Consider the following 18,807-nt stretch of genomic DNA (forward strand, 5'->3'; position numbering starts at 1 on the left):
GCTACGGCAACGTGCCGAACTCGGCGTCGAACCACTCGGAGTTCGCCGGCGCGCCGGCCTGCGTGTCCGCCACCAGGCCCAGCCCGATCCACGTCGAGGAGGCGTTCCCCACCGGCCAGTCCGGACACGTCGCGTAGGTCGGCGGCTGCGGGCACCCGGCCGCGATCGACTGCCACCCCTGCACGACGCCGCCCCAGTCGGCCGCCAGCGACCCGCCGTCTTCCGCCACCGAGTAGGCACCGCCGACGGACTCGGCCGCGGCGGGCTCGCCATGCGCGGTCTCGTACGCGGGGGCGGTGACGCACTGCGGCGGACCCTGGCCCGACGGGCACTGGTCCGGGCCCGCGCCCGGGTTCGCGTCGACGAACGCCGCCCACTCGCGCTGGGCCTCCGTCTCGATCTCGTCGTTGTCGAGAGCGTCTGCCAACTCTTTGCCTTGCACGAACTGGATCTTTTCGTCTTTAGTGACTCTCACTTCGAAGCCGCAGATCGCCCACGTGAGTCGGTTCAGGGCACTGATAACGCCCTCGTCCTGGGTCATCTGAACGTGCAGCCAGAGACCTTGGGCGATCTGTCCCATCCCGGGCCAGACGCCTTCCGCCCATCCTTCGATGAAGGCGCCCCCCGTCGGGATGTTTCCTGACCACGCTCTTCTCGTAGAGATTCCGGATGCGGCTGAGCCCGGCTCGGGCTTCGGGGAACTCGGAATTGTAGGGTGCTCCACGTCCAGGATACATTATGTCCTCCGCTATGGCGGATGCGATTGGTGACGCTTCGGGCTAAAGCGGTGGCACTTCACCAGGTGGACTCCATCGGCCGGGGACCTCGTCGGCTGACGCGGTCGCCGACGCCGAAGGCGGCGGCCGGGTCAGCCGCAAGGGAAAATCACTGCGATCTACGTTGCCGGAAAGCGACCTGTACCATCCAGGCCGTAGCGAACATCGACCCAGGTCAACTCGACCTGGACGTCGTCGCCTCCGACGTGTCGAGAGGGGTCGAAGGTGAAAAGCCGGCCGACAATTTCTACCTCCGATCCGTAGAGGTATAGCCGGTCTCCGATCAGCGGGATTGGTAAGCTGGCTGGCCAGTCAACCTCGTTGCTGCGGAGATGCTCCTCACCGTGGATGCCTTGGTCTGGATGCGCCGAGAAAGCCAGCTTCATTGTCGGCAAGTTCGTCGACGGCCACGGAGGGTTCTCCTGATACGGGAATCACACCGGTTCCATCGTACCTTCGGGCATGGGGAACGGTGAAGAACCTGACTACGCGAACGACCTCGACGCGTTCGAGGATCTGATCAAGTCGAGTACCGCCGAGAACCTCGGTCGTTTGAAGGCGGATGCGCTGTGGCTCGTCTCTGAGGTTCGGCGGTTGCGGGCATCTCAGAAACCTGCCGAGTAGCCCTCCGTCACGAAGGTCAGATCATCCCGCGCCGCTCGAAGTACGCCCGGGTCTTCGGGATCATGTGGTCGAGCGCGGCCGGCGTGCGCTTGCGCTGTTTCTGAACGAGGCTTTGATCGAGAAGAGCAAGACCAAAGGGCTCTTCCGTGAAGTCCTCGGCGCAATCGGCATAAATGACCGCAGCTACGTGTGGTGTTACGCCTTCGTGCTCGGCAAGGCACGTGCAGTAGCCGACTGGCTTCGACCGAGATGGCGCGACTAGCGGCGTTCATGGTGAAACTCTCGGAGGCATCCGGTGGCCGGTTTTTGTAAGGGATGTCGCCCACAAAAAAAAGCCCGCCGTAGCGGGCTTTTTCGTTCAGCCGAGTCCTCGCGGACATTTCCTCATGAATGCTGCGGTCAACACTAGAACGGAATCTCTTCCTCTTCCAGCGGTTCCTCATAGCTCGATCCACCGCCGACGTTGGATGCGCCGGCGTCGGCGGCCGGGCGTGCGGGACGCTCGTACGAGCCGCCGCCTTCGCGGTTGGGGCGATCGAGCATCTGCATCGTGTTGACGACGACCTCGGCGGCTTTGCGCTTCTCGCCTTCCTTCGTCTCGTACGAACGAATCGAGAGACGGCCGTCGACCAGACACGACATCCCCTTCTTGAGGTACGTGTTGCAGGTCTCCGCGAGCTTGTCCCAAGCCACGCAGTCGATGTAGTCGGTCTCTTCCTGCTGCTTGGCGCGCCGGTTCACCGCCAGGGTGAACTTCGTGACGGCCGCACCCGAGCCGACGTAGCGGATCTCGGGATCGCGGGTGAGGTTGCCGACCAGGGTGATGCGATTGAAGCTGCCAGCCATCGTTGTCTATCCTTCTGCTGCTCTCTGCTCTGCTCGCTTTGCGCAGCTGGCGTGATATGGCGGGGCGAACGCCCCGCACAGCGTTACGATTGCACCGCGTCGTGCCAGCATCGTGGCACGGTGGAGATCAGGTATCCTTGCGGATGAGGATCTGGCGCAGCACGTCTTCGTTCAGGCGGAGCAGGCGGTCCAGCTCCTTGGCCTGAGCGGCGTCGGCCTTGAAGTGCATGGTGACGTAGTAGCCTTCGCGCACGTCGTCGATCTCGTACGCCAGACGACGCTTGCCATGCTGCTCGAGCTCACCGACGACCTCGCCGCCGCGGGTCTTCACGCCCTCGGCGATCGCGTTGGAGCGCTCGGCGACCTCGGTCTCCTCGAGGCTCGGGCGCAGGATATAGGTGATCTCGTAGTCGTTGGTGGTCGCGGTAGCCATGATGCCCTCTCTGGACGCCGGCGGGGCCGGCGGCCCGGCACGCGGCCGGGCAGTGGGGAGATACCCGGCGCCGGAGGCACCGGGAGAACCCCCGGATTCTATCACGCGCTCCCGTCCGGCGACAAGGCTTGGCGGATCGGGCCCGCCCCTCGTCGGCGGGCGGCTTGGCCATCTGGAGAGCGGAGGCCGCCTGGCGGGTAGGAAGGCAATCGAATGCGCTCGATCCTCGACCGGTACGCTCCGGCGCCGGCGTTCGACGAGTTTGCAGCCGCCGACGGACAGCCCCGGGATCACTACGCCCCGTTGGCCGCGACGCTGGCGGGCATCTCGTCGGCCGACTTCCGCCACCGCGTGACGACCGTGAACTCGGTGCTCTTGCAGCGCGGCGTCACCTTCACGGTCTACGCCGACGCGCGCGGGACCGAACGCATCCTTCCCTTCGACCTGATCCCGCGCATCATCTCGGGCGCCGAGTGGGACGTCATCTCGCGCGGCGTCGCGCAGCGCGTGCGCGCCCTCAACGCGTTCCTGGTCGACGTCTACGGCGACCAACGGGCGTTGCGCGAAGGCATCATCCCGCGCGAGCTCGTGTTCTCCTCGCAACACTTCGAGCGCGAGGCGGTCGGCGTGCGGCCGCCGCACGACACCTACGTGCACGTCTCGGGGATCGATCTGGTGCGCGACGCCGACGGCACCTACCTCGTGCTCGAGGACAACTGCCGCACGCCCTCGGGCATCTCGTACGTGCTCGAGAACCGCGACGTCCTCAAGCGCGCGTTTCCGCGCCTGTTCGCCGGTTACGATCCGCTGCCGGTCGACGACTATCCGCGCCGGCTGCGCTCGGCGCTGTTGGCCAGCGCGCCGCGTAACGCGCTCGAACCGACCATCGCGATCCTCACGCCGGGCATCTACAACAGCGCGTACTTCGAGCACACGCTGCTGGCGCGGCGGATGGGCGTCGAGCTGGTCGAGGGCAGCGATTTGTTCGTGCGCGACAACGTGGTCTACATGAAGACGACGCGCGGGCCGGCGCGGGTCGACGTCATCTACCGCCGCGTCGACGACGACTACCTCGACCCGCTCTACTTCCGCGGCGACTCGGCGCTCGGGGTGGCGGGGATCTTCGACGCCTATCGCGCCGGCAACGTCACGCTGGCCAACGCGGTCGGCACCGGCGTCGCCGACGACAAGGCGATCTATCCGTACGTCCCGACCTTCATCCGCTACTACCTGGGCGAAGAGCCGATCTTGCAGAACGTGCCGACCTTCGACTGTTCGGACGCCGCGCAGCGCCAGCACGTGCTGGGCCGGCTCGACCAGCTCGTCGTCAAACGGACTGCCGCATCGGGCGGATACGGCATGCTGATGGGACCGATGAGCACGGCCACCGAACGCGCCGACTTCGCCGACGCGATCCGCGCCAACCCACGCGACTTCATCGCGCAGCCGGTCGTCACGCTGTCCGCGCATCCGACCGTCGTCGACGAAGGGCTGGCGCCGCGCCACATCGACCTGCGCCCCTTCGCGCTCTTGCACGGCGACACGGTCGACGTCCCGCCGGCCGCGCTCACGCGCGTCGCGCTGACGGCCGGATCGCTGGTCGTCAACTCCTCGCAAGGCGGCGGCTCCAAAGACACCTGGGTGCTGGCCGACTGATGCTCAGCCGCGTCGCCGAGTCGCTGTACTGGATGGCGCGCAACGTCGAGCGCGCCGAGGACCTCGCCCGCCTGCTCGACGTCACCGCGACCCGCTCGTTCGACCGGCTCGAAGACGCGTTGCCGCGCTGGCAGGCCATCTACACCGTCGCCGGCATCACGCCTCCGGAGAACGCCGCCGACCGCCTGCAAACGGTCGACGACGTCGTGTTCGACACGACCTCGCGCTTCTCGATCGCGGCCTCGGTCCGCATCGCGCGCCAGAACGCGGTCGGCGTGCGCGCCGAGCTGACGACCGAGGTCTGGGAGTGCATCAACGGGCTGTACCTGTTCGTCGAGGCGCAGTCGGCGCGCGCGGTCGGACCGGACGGCACCTCGACCTTCCTGCGCAGCGTGCGCGACACCGCGCAAGCGTTCGGCGGCATCTGCGATGCGACGCTGGCTCACGACGACGCCTGGGAGTTCTTGCGCATCGGCCGCTTTCTCGAACGCGCGCGCATGACCTCGCGCATCCTGCGCGCGGTCGAGGACGACGACGTCGCGCCGCACGTCTGGCAGCTCACCCTCGAAGCGTGCTGCGCCAGCTCGCCGTTCGCGCGCGCGCGCCGGCAGTCGGCCGACCCGGTCGAAGCGCTGGCGTTCCTGGCGCTCTCGCCGGTCTTCCCGCGCTCGCTGCGCTTCTGCGTGCGCGAGATCGACGCCGCGCTCCACATGCTCTCGGGCGCCCCGGCCGGCACCTTCGCCGACAACGCCGAGCGGCACTCGGGCCGCATCGCGGCCTCGCTCGACTTCGCCGGGCCGTTCGACCTGGTGCGCGAAGGAGCGCGTCCGTTTGCGGTGCGGCTCGCCGCTCAGCTCGACGAGCTGGGCAGCGCCATCGTCTCGACCTACTTCCCCGCGGTGCCGGTCGGCTGATGCGCTACACGATCGTCCACCGCACCCGCTACCGCTATCCGGTCCCGGTCCACGAGAGCCACACGATCGTCCACTTGCAGCCGCGCAGCGACCTCTCGCAGTACTGCACGCGCTACGAGCTGATCGTCGTGCCGCGCTCGCGCGTGTTCTCGTACACCGACCGCTACGGCAACGACGTCCAGCACTTCGGCGTCTTGCCCGAGCACAAGCTGCTCGACGTCGTCGCCCGCTCGCAGGTGGTGACGGTGCGCGGCGATCCGGTCGCGCCCGAACCGTTGCCGCGGCGGCTGATCGACGAAGACCCGACGCGCGACGAGCTGTGGGACTTTCTGCACGAGAGCCGGTACGTGCGCTTCTGTCCGGAACTCGACGCGCTGGCCGTCGAGATCGGCGAGCCGGGGCCGGACGACGACGTCGCGGCCTGGTTCGGACACGCCTCGCACCACGTCCACCAGACGTTCACCTACGCGACCGGCTTGACGTCGGTCCACGCGACCGTCGCCGAGTCGATCGCGCTGCGCCGCGGCGTCTGCCAGGACTTCGCGCACGTGCTGGTGGCGCTGTGCCGCCGCGCGGGCATCCCGGCGCGCTACGTGAGCGGCTACGTCCATTCCGGCAGCGGCGACATGCTCGGCGCGGAGGCCTCGCACGCCTGGGCCGAGGCGTATCTGGGCTCGCGCGGCTGGATCGGCGTCGACCCGACCAACGACACCTGGATCGGCGACGCGTTCGTGCGCGTGGCGACCGGGCGCGACTATCGCGACGTCAGCCCGGTGCGCGGCGTCTACCGCGGCGCGTCGGCCTCCACGATGTCGGTCGACGTCGCCGTCGAGGCCCTCGCCCACACGCAGAACGAGATCTACGCCCAGATCGAGGACGAGCACTACCAAGAGCAGCAGCAACAGCAGCAGTAGTGCCCGTCCGGGGACGGGCTAGGACGCCTTCGTGCTCGGGAACAGCTGGTCGAGTGAAGGGACCATGGCGCGCTCGGCGATCCCGGTGACTGCCGAGCCGCCGATGCCGCCCATGTCGGCGTCGTCCGCACCGGTCGCGACGAGCGCGCCGCCGCAATCGAGCAGCCCGAGGTGCATCGAGGCATGGGAGCGTCCCGTCTTGTCGGACTGCTCGATGCGCACGTTCGGGACGATGATCCCCTGCGCACCGGCCGCGGCGCACAGTTGCGGAGCGGTCGCGATCGCGGTCAGGTGATCGATGGGCGCCCCCAGCACGACGTTCAGGTTTCGCTTCTGCAGCTGCAGGATGAACGAATGGGTGACGTCGTTGACGTGCGGATCGGCGATCGTCGGCTGCGCGAACGGCAGCACGAGATACTTCGCGCCAGGCGGAATCGGAGCGCCGGGTTGCCGCGGCGCGGCGGGTGGCGCCGATACGACGGTCGCGCCGGCGAATGCTTTGACGGCACCTTGGGCGGCGATTCGGTACGCCGCGTCGACGGTGGCGCCGAGGTTTCCGACCGAGATGAAGCCCGACACGCTTTGGTCGCCGGTCGCCGTCGTGGTCCAGCGCACGGTGCCGTCGCAACCGACCTCGTCCAGACGCAGCTCGACGTGCGTCGGATAGGTGATGATGTTGATGAACGGATTGTGCTTGCCGGTCTGCTCGTAGCGGCCCTCGGGAATCAGGAGTCCCGTCGTGCCGGTATCGGCGCAGATCTTCGCGGCCGTCGCGACGGCCTCCAGATGGTTGACCGGCGGGAGCGGGACGATCGCGACGCCGGCGGCGGCGAAGTCGTCGGTCAGGTCGCGCGACACCCCCTGCGCGAAGGGATCCGTGCCACCGGGCTCTTCGTACGGGACGAACGCGAGCTTCGCCGCCGGGCTTGCGGCCTGCGCCGATATCGCGGATGTGGAGAAGCTCGCCAGCACCAAGACGCCGGCCGCGAGCAGTGCCTTTCCGTATGTCATCGCTGTCCCTTCCGTGTTCGCCGTTCGCACCCGAGTCGTGCGAACATAGCGAGATAGGCCCCGTCGTCAGAGGCGCCGCCGGGTCGTCGCGCTCTTGACAGAGGTTGGCGGCGATCCCTCTCCGCCTATCAGTTTCGCCAAGCACGGTGCCGGAAACGTGGGTTCTCCCGGCAGAGGTAGCAGCCCAGACGGGACCCTATTCGCCCAGGTAGAGCCCCGCGAACATCGCGTCGACCTCGTACGCGAAGCCGGGCATCAGCGCATGCGTCACGACCTCGCCCGGACCGAAGCGCGTCGTGCCGTCGCGCGCGTGGGCGATGACCGTACGCCGCGGCGGATCGACGACGAACACCACCAGCGCCCCGGCCGCGAGATAGGCGGCGATCTTCCAGGCCAGTCGCCGTTCGTTCTCGCCGGCCGAGAGGATCTCGACGGCCACCTCCGGTGCACGCGGCGGCGACTCCGCCGCCGCCTCACCCAACTCGTCGATCGCCGCGCGCGAGAGATACGCGACGTCGGGGACGAGCGAGGCAAACCGGTAGCCGGGGGCGTGGAACTCGTGGCGCCACTCGTGATAGGCCTCGCCGTCGCCCCAGGTGCGCAAAGCGAGCATCCAGCGCACCTCGAGCTCTTGATGGCGGCGCTTGGGGCTCGTCTTCTGGACGAGCTGGCCGTCGACGAGCTCGAGCGCGGGCTTCGTCGCCGGAATGTCGACCCGATCGAACATGGGCGTCTCCTCACGCCATGCTATCACTCCGGCGGGTCGCAGCGTCAAGGCGGGCAGGCCCGCCGCGCCGCTCCGCCCGAAGCCGGACCGATGCGTTCTTGGTCCGCCCTCGTCGCCTCGCTGGCCGTGCTCTCGCTCGCTACGCCGCCGGCGCTCGGCGCGAGCGCGCCGCTCCCGCGGCCCGCGCACGTCGTGGTCGTGATCGAAGAGAACCACACCTTCGCGCAGATCGTCGGCAACCCGCACGCGCCGTTCCTCACCGCGCTCGCGGCGCACGGCGCGGCGTTCACCAACGCGCACGGCGTCACCCATCCCAGCTTACCGAACTATTTCGCGCTGTTCGCCGGGCTGACGAACACCAACGGCGACGGCTGTCCCGCGCACGCGGTCCCCGCCGACGCGCCGAATCTCGGCAGCGAGCTGGAGGCCGCGCACCTTTCGTTCGTCGGCTACGCCGAGTCGATGCCCGAAGAAGATTGGCACGGCTGCTGGGCCGGCCCGTACGCGCGCAAGCACGTCCCGTGGGCGCAGTTCGCGAACTTACCGCGCAGCGCCAGCGAACCGTTCACGGCCTTTCCGTCGAACCTCGACCGGCTGCCGACCGTCGCGTTCGTCGTCCCGAACGTCGACGACGACATGCACGACGGCACCGTCGCGCAAGCCGACGCGTGGGCGCGCCGGAATCTCGGCCCGCTGGTGCGTTGGGCCGACGCGCACGACACGCTGGTCATCCTCACGATGGACGAGGGGTACGACAGCACCAACTCGATCCCGATCATCTTCGCCGGGCCGATGGTGCGGCCGGGACGCTACGCGCAGCGCATCGATCACTACAACGTGCTGCGCACGCTCGCCGACATGTACGGGCTCACGCCGCCCGGCCGCGCGGCGCGCGTCGCGCCGATCACCGACTGTTGGCGTGTGCGCTGACGTCGCTGAGCGCCTGCGGGAACCGCGTGAGCGCCGAGTAGCGATGGATCATCAGCAAGTTGTCGGAGTCGCCGGCGTTGCCCCAGTCCTCGGTGAAGGCCAGCTCGTACCCGTTCTGCGCCGCCAACCGCGCGACGCGCACGTCGTAATGATCCTCGGGATAGACGAGGGCCCAGATCTTCACGCCCAGCCGGTGCTCGAGTGAGAACCGCGAGAGCACGTACTCGTGCACGACGTCCTTGTCGGAGAGCACGCGCAGGTCGGGCGGATGGTTCGCGGTCTGGCTCTGGATCGTCATGATCCCGCTGTGCGCCATCTCCAGCAGTTGCGGCCAGGTGTTGTGACGCTTGCCGTGCGTGGTCAGTCCGACGAAGTTCGAGTGCACGAACATGGTGGCCGGAAAGCCGTACTGCCGCAGCAGCGGGAAGGCGTTCTCGTAGATGCCGTGACCGTCGTCGTCGAAGGTGAGAACCAAGGGCTTCGTCGGCAAGGGCGCGCCGTGTTCGAGGTGCTCGCGCAACGCCTGCAGCGTGACGACGTGATAGCCGCCGCTCTTGATCGCGGCCAACTGACCCTTGAAGGTATCGAGCGGGGTGTCGAACCAAACTTCCTTCGGCCCTGCGACGACGTCGTGCCAGACGATGACGGCGACGTAGGGTGAGCGGCCGCCGGGCGCGACCTGCGGCAGCCCGTCGTCGGCGATGGCGGGCAGCGCGACCAGCGACCCTAGGACGAGAGCGATCGAGGCGAGGATCCGAGTGATCATCGAGAGCGGTGTTGCGCCCAGGCGGGCGTCGTTCCCCCGTCGTTTCCCGAAGCGGACCCTGACCATCGCGCTGATCGTGCTCGTCGTGCTCGTCCTCGCAGCGCTGGTGGCGCGCGATGCGATCGAACGCAGCTACCTCCAGTGGCAGCTCGGGCAGACCGTCGGCGGCGACGCCAGCATCGGGGACCTGCACCACGCCGACGGCGCGACCGTGCTCGACAACGTCCACCTCGCGAGCGAGGGCGGCGCCGTCACCCTGGACGCGGCGCAGATCACGTTCACGGTCACCGGCGGCGTGCTGCACCTGCGCGCGAGCACGCCGCAGGTCGCCATCGCAATCGACCTCGCGCGCGGCGACGAAGCCCGGCGCGCGCGCGACTTCGCCGGCCGCTTGGGCGCGCACGCGCTCGCGCTCGACGTCCAGAACGGCACGCTGACGATCGCTCGCAGCGCCGGCGCGGCAGCGCCGCTGACGTTCGCGGCGATCGGCGGCAGCGTGCAGCTCGACGCGAGCGGCACCCTCGACGGCGACGCCACGCTCGCACTGCGTGACGGCACCGCCAGCTACCCGATCACGCTGCGGCCGACGACGACACCCGACGGCACCGCCGCCGAGGAGCTGACCGCGAACGCACTGCCGTTGGCGCCGCTGGCGGCCGTGTTCGTTCCCGACCGCTTCGCGCCGCTGCGCGGCGTCGCGCGCACGGTCGACCTCGAGTTCGAGAACGGAGCGCCGCACGGCACGTTCGTGCTGAACGACGCGGCCGCGCGCATCGCCGGCGCCGAGCTGCAGGGCGTGAGCGGCGAGGTCTCGCTGGCGCCCGACGGCATCGGCGCGGCGCTGTTGAGCGGCGCGGTCGGCGCCGTGCCGGCGAACTTTTCCGGCGAGGTGCACGACGTGCGCTCGTGGGCCGATGTGGTGACGAACGGCACGCCCGACCTGCGCTCGCTGGCCTGGATGTTCGCGCAGGTCGCCACCAAGCCGGCCGTCTCGTGGATGACCTTCGAGACGACGGCGCCCGGCATCACCTACGGCCAGTACGGCATGACGCTGGACGACATTCCGCGCGCGGTCTCGCTGCTGCGAGTGAATCCCGACGAGCCGACGGTGCGCTTCGACACCGCCATCGCCGAGGACCACATCATCTCGCACGGCGAGCGCACCTCGCAGCTCGCCGACCGCACCGGCGCGGTCGCCGGCGTCAACGGCGACTACTTCGACATCGGCCGGACCTACGAGCCGCAGGGGATGCTCATCAGCCACGGCCGGCTGCTGCGCGGGCCGACCGATCGCGCCGCGCTCATCATCGACAAGAACAACCACGTCACGTTCGCCGACTTTCACATGGACGGCAGCGTCGTCGACGGGAAGCACCGCTACCGGATCACGCAGGTCAACTCGTGGCCGCTCGAAGACACGACGATCATCACGCCGGACTACGGCGCGCCGCTCAAGCCGGCCGACGGCGTCACCTTCGAGCCGCTGGAAGACCTGGGCGATCACCGCTATCGCATCACCGGCTCGATGCCGGCGACGCAGCCGATTCCGGTCCAGCTCGGCGTCGCGTTCGGGCCGAAGGCGGCGCTGCCGCTGCCCAAGCCCGGCGACGTGGTGACCATCCACTACGACATCGAGCCGCACGTGCCGGACGCGGTGGCGGGGATCGGCGGCGGTCCGCAGCTGCTGCGCAACGGCGAGTGGTACGAGGACCCCAAGGCACCGGCACCCGCCGAGCGCGACGTGCGCTGGGCCGTCGTCGCGCTGGGCACGCTCGCCGACGGGAATCTCTTGCTGGTCACCGTCGACGCGCGACATCCCGAGCGCTCGATGGGGATGACGCGACCCGAGTTCGGCGACTTGCTGCGCAGCTACGGCGTGGTCGACGCGATGGCGCTGGACTCCGGCGGCTCGGTGACGATGGTCTCGCGAGCGCCGGGCGACACGGAAGCGACCCTGCGCAACGTGCCGTCCGACGACAGCTGGGAGCGCGTCATCTCCGATGCGCTGCTGATCTACAGCAGCGCGCCGCGCGGCACGCTGGTGACGACCCGGCCGCCGCCGCTGCCGCAAGCGCGCGTCCTGCCGCCGGGCACGAAGTGATCGCGCTGCCGGCTACGCTGGCACCGCCCGCGCCGTTCCCGCCCATCGTCGCGCAGCACGCGCACAGCGAAGCCGTCGCGCCGGGCATCGTCCGCGCCGACTACCGGCTGACGACGAGTGACGGGCCGCTGATCGTGCACGCCGTCGCCGTCGACCTGCGCGAGCCCAGCGTGCGTCTGCGCGTCGTCGTGGCGCACGACCGGCTCGTGTCGAGCGGCGAGACGGTCTCGTCGATGGCCGTGCGTACCGGCGCCGTCGCCGGCGTCAACGCCGACTACTTCGACATCGGGCAAACGAACCAGCCGCTCAACGCGGTGGTGCAGGACGGCGCGCTGGTGCGCACGCCATCCGCGCGCGCGGTGCTCAGCGTCGCGCGCGACGGCAGCGTTTCGTTCGGCACGCTCGGCTTCGCCGGCACGGCGTCGTACGGCGCGACGCGGGTGCCGTTGACCGGCGTCAACGTCTGGCCGCCCGAAGGCGGCGCCGCGCTGATCGACGCCGCGTTCGGGCCGCTGACCGCCGCGCCCGGCGTGACGGTCGCCGCCCTCACGCCGCTCGACGGCGTCGCCGGCGCACCCGGAACGTATCGCGTCACCGCCGTCGGACCGGCCGCCGCCGGACCCGCGAACGGCACGCTGCTCGCGCTCGGGCCTGCCGCGCTGCGCAGCGGCGCGCCGCCGGCGGTCGGCGACACGGTCGCGATCGCGTACGACACGACGCCGCCGCTCGCGACCGTGAGCGCGGCGGTCGGCGGCGGTCCGCTGCTCGTCGCCGGCGGCGCGCCGGTCGACGATCCCAACGCGCCGGCACCGGAGGAACGCAACGTGCGCTTTCCGGTCTCGGGCGCAGCCGTGACCGCCGGCGACACGCTGCTGCTGCTGGCGGTCGACGGCCGCATCCCCGCGCTCTCGATCGGGCTGACCCGGCCGCAGTTCGCGGCGCTGATGCTCGGCTTCGGCGCACTCGACGGGATGGCGTTCGACTCCGGCGGCTCGGCCACGCTCGTCGCGCGCGTGCTCGGCGACGCGCAGTCCAGCGTCCTCAACACCCCCAGCGACGGCGAAGAGCGGCTCGTCGCCGACGGCCTGTTCGTCTACAGCGATGCGCCCGGCGGCGGCGCGTCGCACCTGATCGTGCGGCCGACCGGCTTCGCCGCGCTGCCGGGCGCCGTCGTCGCGCTGCGCGGCGCCGTCGTCGACGCGAGCGACCACCGCTTGCACGGCGCGACGCTCGCGCCGCTGCACGTCGACGCCGCGCCCGGTGCGCACGTCGCCGTCGTCGCCGACCGCGACGGCTTGCGCGCCGAGGTGCCGTACACGACGCTGGCGCGGGCCGCCACGCTCGCGGTCACGCCCGAACGGCCCGATCCGGATCCGCACGCCACCGTCGCGCTCAGCGTGCGCGCGCTCGACGCGAACGGCGATCCCGTCGTCCTCGGCCCCGACGTTCGCTGGCGCGCCGACGGCGGCACGCTGGCGCCGGACGGCGCCGACGCCGTCTACCGTGCGGGCACGCGCGACGCGCACGTCACGGTCGCCGCGGGCGGCGTCGAGACGAGCGTGCTGGTGCACGTCGGCCGCCACGAGGCAGCACTGCCGGAGTTCGCGGCTGAGCCGCTGACATACGACTTCACCGGCAACGCCCGCGTCGCGCGCGACGCGGTCGCCGTCACGCTGCCGGGCGAGCCGATCGCGGTCAGCCTCGAGGTGCGCGGCAACGGCGACGGCGTGCCACTGCGCGCGACGTTCGTCAACCGTTTCGGCGAGCTGCGCGCGCTGACGCTGGCCGCGCACGTCGATTGGACCGGCTGGCGACGCGTGACGCTCGTGCTCCCGCCCGATCTCAACCCGCCGGTTCGCCTGACCTCACTCTACGTCGTACCCTCGCTCGGCGGCCCGCCCGTGCACAGCACCGGCACGCTCGCCTTCCGCACTCTCACCGTCACGCTGCCCGGGAGTCCTTGATGCGCCCGTTCCTCGCCGCCGCCCTCGTCACGCTCGCCGCCACCTGTCTCGCAACCGCTTCGCCCGGCAGGGCCGCGGACACGTGGGCCGGCGTGCCGGTGCTGATGTATCATCACGTCAACGCCAGCGTGCCGCGCGACCCGGTCGGTGCCGACCTGACCGTGACGCCGACTGCCTTCGAAGCGCAGCTGCGCTGGCTGCGCGACCACGGCATCCACACGCTGACGACGCGGCAGCTGGTCGACGCGCTGCGACACGGGCAGCACCCGCAGCATGCGGTCGTGCTGACCTTCGATGACGGCTACAGCGACGCGGCGACCGTCGCGACGCCGCTGCTGCGCAAGTACGGCGACGTCGCCAGCTTCTACGTCTCGGCCGGCTTCATCGGCGACGGGCGACACGCCGACTGGAAGCAGCTGCGCGCGATGCGCGCCGCCGGGATGGAGATCGGCTGCCACGGCACCCACCACCTCGACCTCTCGACGCTCGACCGCGCCGGGACCGAGGCTGAGGCCGGCCACTGCGCGATCGCGTTGGCCCACTACCTGGCCCCGCCGGTGACCTACGCCTACGCGGCGGGCAAATGGAAGGCCGAGACGATCGCGGTCTTGCGCGAGCATGGATTTTGGGTCGCGCTCACCGAACGCCCCGGCGTGGTGACGAACCTCGACGACCCCTACGTCCTGCAGCGTCGTCGCGTGCGCGGCGCCGCGAGCGTAGCCGAGTTCGCGGCGGTCGCGACGCCGTGAGACCGCACCACGTCGCGCTGGCCACCGCCGTCCTCGTCGTGTTCGCCGGACCCCCGGCGCAGGCGGCCACCACCGCCGGCACGCTCGACGCCTGGACCGCGCCCGCGAAGGTCGCCTCGATCATCGGGCCGTGCGCGAAGCCCGTCGGCGACGATCCGCCCTCGAAAGCGACGCCGTGTTCGACGAAGTTCGTCGACGCGTGCTCGCACGCCAACGGCGACTCGACGTTGTCGATCAGCCAATGCGCGGAAGCGGCCGCGGTGTATTGGCGCGACATCGTCACCCAACGCACCGCCGCGCTCGAGAAGCTGCGCGTCGCCGCGATCACGAAATACGTGCAGTCGAGCGACGCGGCGTGGAAGCGCTACCTCACGACGCGCTGCTCGATGTACGGTCAGTTCGAAGGGACCATCAACGAGATTCTCTCCGCCGAGTGCGTGCTCGACACGACCATCCAGCGCGCCGACGACCTCGACCGCTACGCGTCGCACGCCTCCGCGCAGGGCGTCCAGTAGCGGCGGCTACATCCCCATCGTCGCGCTGGCGTTGACGTAGTCGATCCAGGCCACCAGCGCCCAGGCGATCACCGCGCCGGCGAACAGTGCGACCGGGATCGCGATCGGCAGCACCTTGCGCGGGCCGTGCTCGGCGATGAACGATTGGGCGACCATCATCGTTCCTCCGATACCGATGACCACGCCGACCACCGCGAAGAGCTGTTGCTGCGACACCCCGGTCGCTTTCCCGCGCGGGAGCCGCGACCCCCGCCGCGAAGGCGCGCAGCGATGACGCGTTCGCTTCTGTTGACGGCCGCGCTCGCCGCGGCGCTCCCGTTCGCCGTCGGCCCGCGCCCGGCCGCCGCCAACGTCTTCTGTCCGGCCACGGTCGGCTCGGTCGTCGACCTGGGCGCCGTGGGACGCGCCGGGACGTACGGCATCCTGCTCAACGTCGACCGCGGCGACACGCGCTCGGTGCGCGTCCGCCTCGACAGCGACCGCAATCGCTACGCGCTGGACGTCAACGACGTCCCGCTGATGACGTTCAGCGGCGTGCGGGTGACGCGTTACTTCACGCTGCCGCCCGACGAGCACCTGATCGGCGCGTGGGTGCAGGCGACCGGCCTGGCCGCGAACGAGCGGCTCGACTGCCCGCTGACCTCGCCGTGGAGCCCGGACTTGCCGCCGCCCAGCAGCCCGTCCGCTCGCGAACAGGCCGATCGCGACCGCCAGGCGGCTCTCGACGGGTACGGCACGCACACGGTGCTCGTCGCGCCGATCTCGTTCGGGCCCAACACGCCGCCGGCGTGCGCGCAGCCGTTCACGCCCGCCGTCCCGGCGCAGCCGATTCGTCCGCCCTTCCCGCCCGAAGCGCGCGCGGTCAACGCGACCGGCGTCGTCGAGATGCACCTGGACGTCGACGACACGGGGAGCGTCGTCAACGCGCTGATCACCCGCTCGAGCGGCTTCGCGCCCCTCGACCGCGCCGCGATCGCCGCCGCACGCGCGACGCACTTCACCCCCGCCACCTTCGCCTGTCACCCGATCGCGACGACGCTCGAGCTCCAGACCGGCTTCGGCGTCTAGCTAGCCGCTGACGCGGGCTTCGCGTTTGGTCACGCGCCAGACGTTGCGGACCTCCTTGACGCCGCCGAGCTTGCGCAGCAGCGTGTGCAGGTGGTCGAGGTCCGTGATCTGGGCGGTGATCGAGATGAGCGCGCCCTTGTCGCGCTTGACGCGCGCGTTGACCGAGCTGACTTGCGTCTTGAGCTCGGCGGCGACGCCCATCACGTCCTGCAGCAGGCCGGGGCGGTCGGCGGCTTCGATCTCGATGTCGACCGCGTGGGTGAGCTGCGAGCGGTCGAGCCATTCCGCCTCGAGGATGCGCTCGGGCGCGGCGTTCATGTAGGCGGTGTTCGGACAGTCGGCGCGGTGCACGGAGACGCCGCGGCCGATGGTGACGAAGCCCATGATGGGATCGCCCGGCACGGGGCTGCAACACTTCGAGAGGCGCACCAGCACGTCGTCGACGCCGGCGATGCGGATGCCGCTGGAGTTGCGCGCGATGCGGCGCGTCGACGTCGGACGCGTGAGCGCCGCGATGTCGACCACGTTGTCGACCTTGGTCTCGTCGCGCAGCTTGGCGGCGACCGTCGCGGCGGTCGCGTCGCCGAACCCGATCGCGGCGAACAGGTCGGTCGCGCTCTGGTAGTTCATCTTGCCGGCGACCCGCTCGATGGCGTCGCCGCGGGCGAGGTCGACGCGCAATCCGGCGCGCGCCAGCTCGGCCTCGACGGCCTCCTGGCCGGCCAGCGTGTTCTCTTCCTTGCGCTCCTTGCGGAACCACTGCTTGATCTTGTGCTTCGCGCCGCTGGTCTTGACGACCGAGAGCCAGTCCAGCGAGGGGTGCGCGGACTTGTTGGTCAGGATCTCGGCGATGTCGCCGTTCTTGAGCTGATAGTCGAGCGGGACGATCTTGCCGTTGACCTTCGCGCCCACGCAGTGGTGGCCGACGTCGGTGTGCACCTGATAGGCGAAGTCGAGCGGCGTCGCGGTGCCGGGCATCGAGAAGACGTCGCCTTTGGGCGAGAACACGAACACCTGCGAGTCGAACAGGTCGAGCTTGAGGTTCTCCATGAACGTGCGCGAGTCGCGCATGTCGTTCTGCCACTCGAGCAGCGAGCGCAGCCAGGTCAGCTTCTGCTCGAAGTCGTCCTTCTTGCCGCCCTCTTTGTAGCGCCAGTGCGCGGCGATGCCGTACTCGCTGGTGCGGTGCATCTCCCAGGTGCGGATCTGGACCTCGAGCGGATCGCCGCCCGGCCCGACGACCGTAGTGTGCAGCGACTGGTACATGTTGGGCTTGGGCATCGCGATGTAGTCCTTGAACCGCCCGGGGAGCGGCTTCCACATCGCGTGCACGACGCCCAGCGCGCCGTAGCAGTCCTTGACGTTGTCGGTGATGACGCGGACCGCGGTCAAATCGTAGATGGTCGAGAAGTCGCGGCCCTTCTGCATCTTCTTGTGAATCGAATAGAAGTGCTTGGGCCGGCCGGTGACGTCCGCCTGCAGGCCGACTTTCTCGAACTCGGCGCGCAGCTCGGTGATGACCTTCGAGACCGCTTCTTCGCGCGCGGTGCGCTTGGTCGCTACGCGCTCGGCGATGTCGCGGTAGGCGTCGGCGTCGAGATAGCGCAGCGAGAGATCTTCGAGATCCCACTTGACGCGCCAGATGCCCAGCCGGTGCGCGATCGGCGCGTAGATCTCGATCGTCTCGCGCGCGATCGACTGCTGCTTGGCCGGCGGCAGGCTCGAGAGCGTGCGCATGTTGTGCAGGCGGTCGGCCAGCTTGATGATGATGACCCGGATGTCCTTGGCCATCGCCATGAACATCTTGCGCAGGTTCTCGACCTGCGCATCTTCCTTCGATTGATAGGGGATGCGGGTCAGCTTGGTGACGCCGTCGACGAGGGTCGCGATCTCGACGCCGAACTGCTCGGCGACTTCCTCGTTGGTGATGACGGTGTCTTCGACCACGTCGTGGAGGATGGCCGCCGCGATCGTCGCGCGGTCCATCTCCAGGTCGGCCAGGATGTCGGCCACCGCCAGCGGGTGGGCGATGTAGGACTCGCCCGACGCCCGGCGCTGCCCCTCGTGGGCATGGTCCGCCACGTCGTAGACGCGCTCCAGCCACGCCCCGTCCAGGCCCGGGTCGTATTGCTGGACTTTGGTGACGAGGTCGGTGATCGTCATGCGGATGTAGGGCCTATCGTATACATAACAGGCCCCGCGCGCAAAGAGTTTGGTCCGCCCGGTCGCTAGTAGCGGATGAAACTGCGAACCTCGACGCCCGGCAGCGCGGCCCGGCCGTTGAGGGCCTCCAGCTCGACCAGGACCGCGGTCCCGACCACGTTCGCCCCCAGCTTCTCGAGCAGCCGCAGGGTGGCCGCGATCGTCCCCCCGGTCGCCAGCAGATCGTCGACGACCAGCACCCGGTGCCCGTGGCCGACGGCGTCGGCGTGGATCTGCAGGGCGTTGGTCCCGTATTCGAGGGCGTACTCTTCGGTGTAGGTCTTGCCGGGCAGCTTGCCGGGCTTGCGGACGGGGACGAAGCCCGCCCCCAGCTGGTAGGCGACCGGCGCGCCGATCATGTAGCCGCGCGCCTCGATCCCGACCACGTAATCGACCTTGGCGTCGCGATACGGCTCGACGAACAGGTCGATCAGGGCCTTGAACCCCGCTCGGTCGCCGAGCAGTGGGGTGATGTCGCGGAAGAGGATCCCGGGGATCGGAAAATCGGGGATGGCTCGGATCAGGCTTTGGATCTGGTCGGTCACGGCTCGCCCGGTTCGCGCTTGCCGGCCGAGCGCCTGCGGCAGAGGAACCGTGCGGAACGGGCGGCA

Annotated in this window: 20 protein-coding genes; 10 read left to right on the plus strand and 10 right to left on the minus strand. The window is 69.7% G+C overall.

Going from position 1 to position 18,807, the window contains the following annotated elements; all coding sequences use genetic code 11:
* Position 1: 1 nt before the first annotated feature.
* Complete coding sequence (locus VMD91_06440; protein ID HTW83683.1) at positions 2-427, minus strand: hypothetical protein; 426 nt, start codon at positions 425-427, stop codon at positions 2-4.
* A 468-nt stretch (positions 428-895) separates the two neighbouring features.
* A complete protein-coding gene (locus tag VMD91_06445) occupies positions 896-1,162 on the minus strand; it encodes a hypothetical protein (protein ID HTW83684.1) in 267 nt (88 codons plus the stop codon).
* 302 nt (positions 1,163-1,464) lie between these two features.
* Between VMD91_06445 and VMD91_06450 the strand changes: the two genes are divergently transcribed.
* Positions 1,465-1,662, plus strand: coding sequence for a hypothetical protein (locus VMD91_06450; protein ID HTW83685.1), 198 nt, complete (start codon positions 1,465-1,467; stop codon positions 1,660-1,662).
* A gap of 143 nt (positions 1,663-1,805) precedes the next feature.
* Here VMD91_06450 and ssb read toward each other — a convergent pair whose 3' ends face one another.
* The gene (ssb, locus tag VMD91_06455; protein HTW83686.1) at positions 1,806-2,246 is read right to left on the minus strand and encodes a single-stranded DNA-binding protein; all 441 of its coding nucleotides are present in this window, start codon (positions 2,244-2,246) and stop codon (positions 1,806-1,808) included.
* Between the two features lie 127 nt (positions 2,247-2,373).
* The gene (rpsF, locus tag VMD91_06460; GenBank protein ID HTW83687.1) at positions 2,374-2,679 is read right to left on the minus strand and encodes a 30S ribosomal protein S6; all 306 of its coding nucleotides are present in this window, start codon (positions 2,677-2,679) and stop codon (positions 2,374-2,376) included.
* 213 nt (positions 2,680-2,892) lie between these two features.
* Here rpsF and VMD91_06465 point away from each other — a divergent pair, with 213 nt between their 5' ends.
* From VMD91_06465 to VMD91_06475, 3 genes are read left to right on the plus strand one after another with little or no spacing between them, the layout of a single operon-like run.
* Positions 2,893-4,335 (plus strand): circularly permuted type 2 ATP-grasp protein, encoded by a 1,443-nt coding sequence (locus VMD91_06465; GenBank protein HTW83688.1) that lies wholly within the window; start codon positions 2,893-2,895, stop codon positions 4,333-4,335.
* A complete protein-coding gene (locus VMD91_06470) occupies positions 4,335-5,249 on the plus strand; it encodes an alpha-E domain-containing protein (protein ID HTW83689.1) in 915 nt (304 codons plus the stop codon). Before VMD91_06465 ends, VMD91_06470 begins: the two co-directional genes overlap by 1 nt.
* Positions 5,249-6,163 carry a transglutaminase family protein gene (locus VMD91_06475; protein ID HTW83690.1) on the plus strand — a complete coding sequence of 305 codons (915 nt, stop codon included), beginning with the start codon at positions 5,249-5,251 and terminating at the stop codon, positions 6,161-6,163. The genes VMD91_06470 and VMD91_06475 overlap by 1 nt, the downstream gene beginning before the upstream one ends.
* Positions 6,164-6,181: 18 nt before the next feature.
* On the opposite strand, the gene VMD91_06480 is transcribed toward VMD91_06475, so the two are convergent.
* Positions 6,182-7,174 carry a hypothetical protein gene (locus VMD91_06480; GenBank protein ID HTW83691.1) on the minus strand — a complete coding sequence of 331 codons (993 nt, stop codon included), beginning with the start codon at positions 7,172-7,174 and terminating at the stop codon, positions 6,182-6,184.
* Between the two features lie 196 nt (positions 7,175-7,370).
* Positions 7,371-7,901, minus strand: coding sequence for a Uma2 family endonuclease (locus VMD91_06485; GenBank protein ID HTW83692.1), 531 nt, complete (start codon positions 7,899-7,901; stop codon positions 7,371-7,373).
* Between the two features lie 90 nt (positions 7,902-7,991).
* Between VMD91_06485 and VMD91_06490 the strand changes: the two genes are divergently transcribed.
* The gene (locus tag VMD91_06490; GenBank protein ID HTW83693.1) at positions 7,992-8,831 is read left to right on the plus strand and encodes an alkaline phosphatase family protein; all 840 of its coding nucleotides are present in this window, start codon (positions 7,992-7,994) and stop codon (positions 8,829-8,831) included.
* Here VMD91_06490 and VMD91_06495 read toward each other — a convergent pair.
* Entirely contained in the window at positions 8,806-9,597 is a 792-nt protein-coding gene (locus VMD91_06495; GenBank protein HTW83694.1) for a polysaccharide deacetylase family protein, read from the minus strand. The genes VMD91_06490 and VMD91_06495 overlap by 26 nt on opposite strands.
* 76 nt (positions 9,598-9,673) lie before the next feature.
* Between VMD91_06495 and VMD91_06500 the strand changes: the two genes are divergently transcribed.
* Genes VMD91_06500 through VMD91_06515 form a run of 4 tightly spaced genes read left to right on the plus strand, consistent with a single transcriptional unit; the run spans position 9,674 to position 14,926 of the window.
* Positions 9,674-11,698 carry a phosphodiester glycosidase family protein gene (locus tag VMD91_06500; protein ID HTW83695.1) on the plus strand — a complete coding sequence of 675 codons (2,025 nt, stop codon included), beginning with the start codon at positions 9,674-9,676 and terminating at the stop codon, positions 11,696-11,698.
* Positions 11,695-13,662, plus strand: coding sequence for a phosphodiester glycosidase family protein (locus tag VMD91_06505; GenBank protein HTW83696.1), 1,968 nt, complete (start codon positions 11,695-11,697; stop codon positions 13,660-13,662). Before VMD91_06500 ends, VMD91_06505 begins: the two co-directional genes overlap by 4 nt.
* Positions 13,662-14,411 (plus strand): polysaccharide deacetylase family protein, encoded by a 750-nt coding sequence (locus VMD91_06510; protein ID HTW83697.1) that lies wholly within the window; start codon positions 13,662-13,664, stop codon positions 14,409-14,411. Before VMD91_06505 ends, VMD91_06510 begins: the two co-directional genes overlap by 1 nt.
* Positions 14,408-14,926: a lysozyme inhibitor LprI family protein gene (locus VMD91_06515; GenBank protein ID HTW83698.1), complete on the plus strand. Its 519-nt coding sequence runs from the start codon at positions 14,408-14,410 to the stop codon at positions 14,924-14,926. Before VMD91_06510 ends, VMD91_06515 begins: the two co-directional genes overlap by 4 nt.
* A gap of 6 nt (positions 14,927-14,932) precedes the next feature.
* Here VMD91_06515 and VMD91_06520 read toward each other — a convergent pair whose 3' ends face one another.
* A complete protein-coding gene (locus VMD91_06520) occupies positions 14,933-15,142 on the minus strand; it encodes a hypothetical protein (protein ID HTW83699.1) in 210 nt (69 codons plus the stop codon).
* Positions 15,143-15,196: 54 nt separating this feature from the next.
* Here VMD91_06520 and VMD91_06525 point away from each other — a divergent pair, with 54 nt between their 5' ends.
* On the plus strand, positions 15,197-15,994 hold the full coding sequence (locus VMD91_06525) for a TonB family protein (GenBank protein HTW83700.1): 798 nt from the start codon (positions 15,197-15,199) through the stop codon (positions 15,992-15,994).
* Here VMD91_06525 and VMD91_06530 read toward each other — a convergent pair whose 3' ends face one another.
* Positions 15,995-18,157, minus strand: coding sequence for a bifunctional (p)ppGpp synthetase/guanosine-3',5'-bis(diphosphate) 3'-pyrophosphohydrolase (locus tag VMD91_06530; GenBank protein HTW83701.1), 2,163 nt, complete (start codon positions 18,155-18,157; stop codon positions 15,995-15,997).
* 65 nt (positions 18,158-18,222) lie between these two features.
* Entirely contained in the window at positions 18,223-18,741 is a 519-nt protein-coding gene (locus VMD91_06535) for an adenine phosphoribosyltransferase (GenBank protein HTW83702.1), read from the minus strand.
* Positions 18,742-18,807 lie beyond the last annotated feature (66 nt).

It is taken from the genome of Candidatus Sulfotelmatobacter sp. (assembly GCA_035504415.1).
Classification (GTDB): Bacteria; Vulcanimicrobiota; Vulcanimicrobiia; order Vulcanimicrobiales; family Vulcanimicrobiaceae; genus Vulcanimicrobium.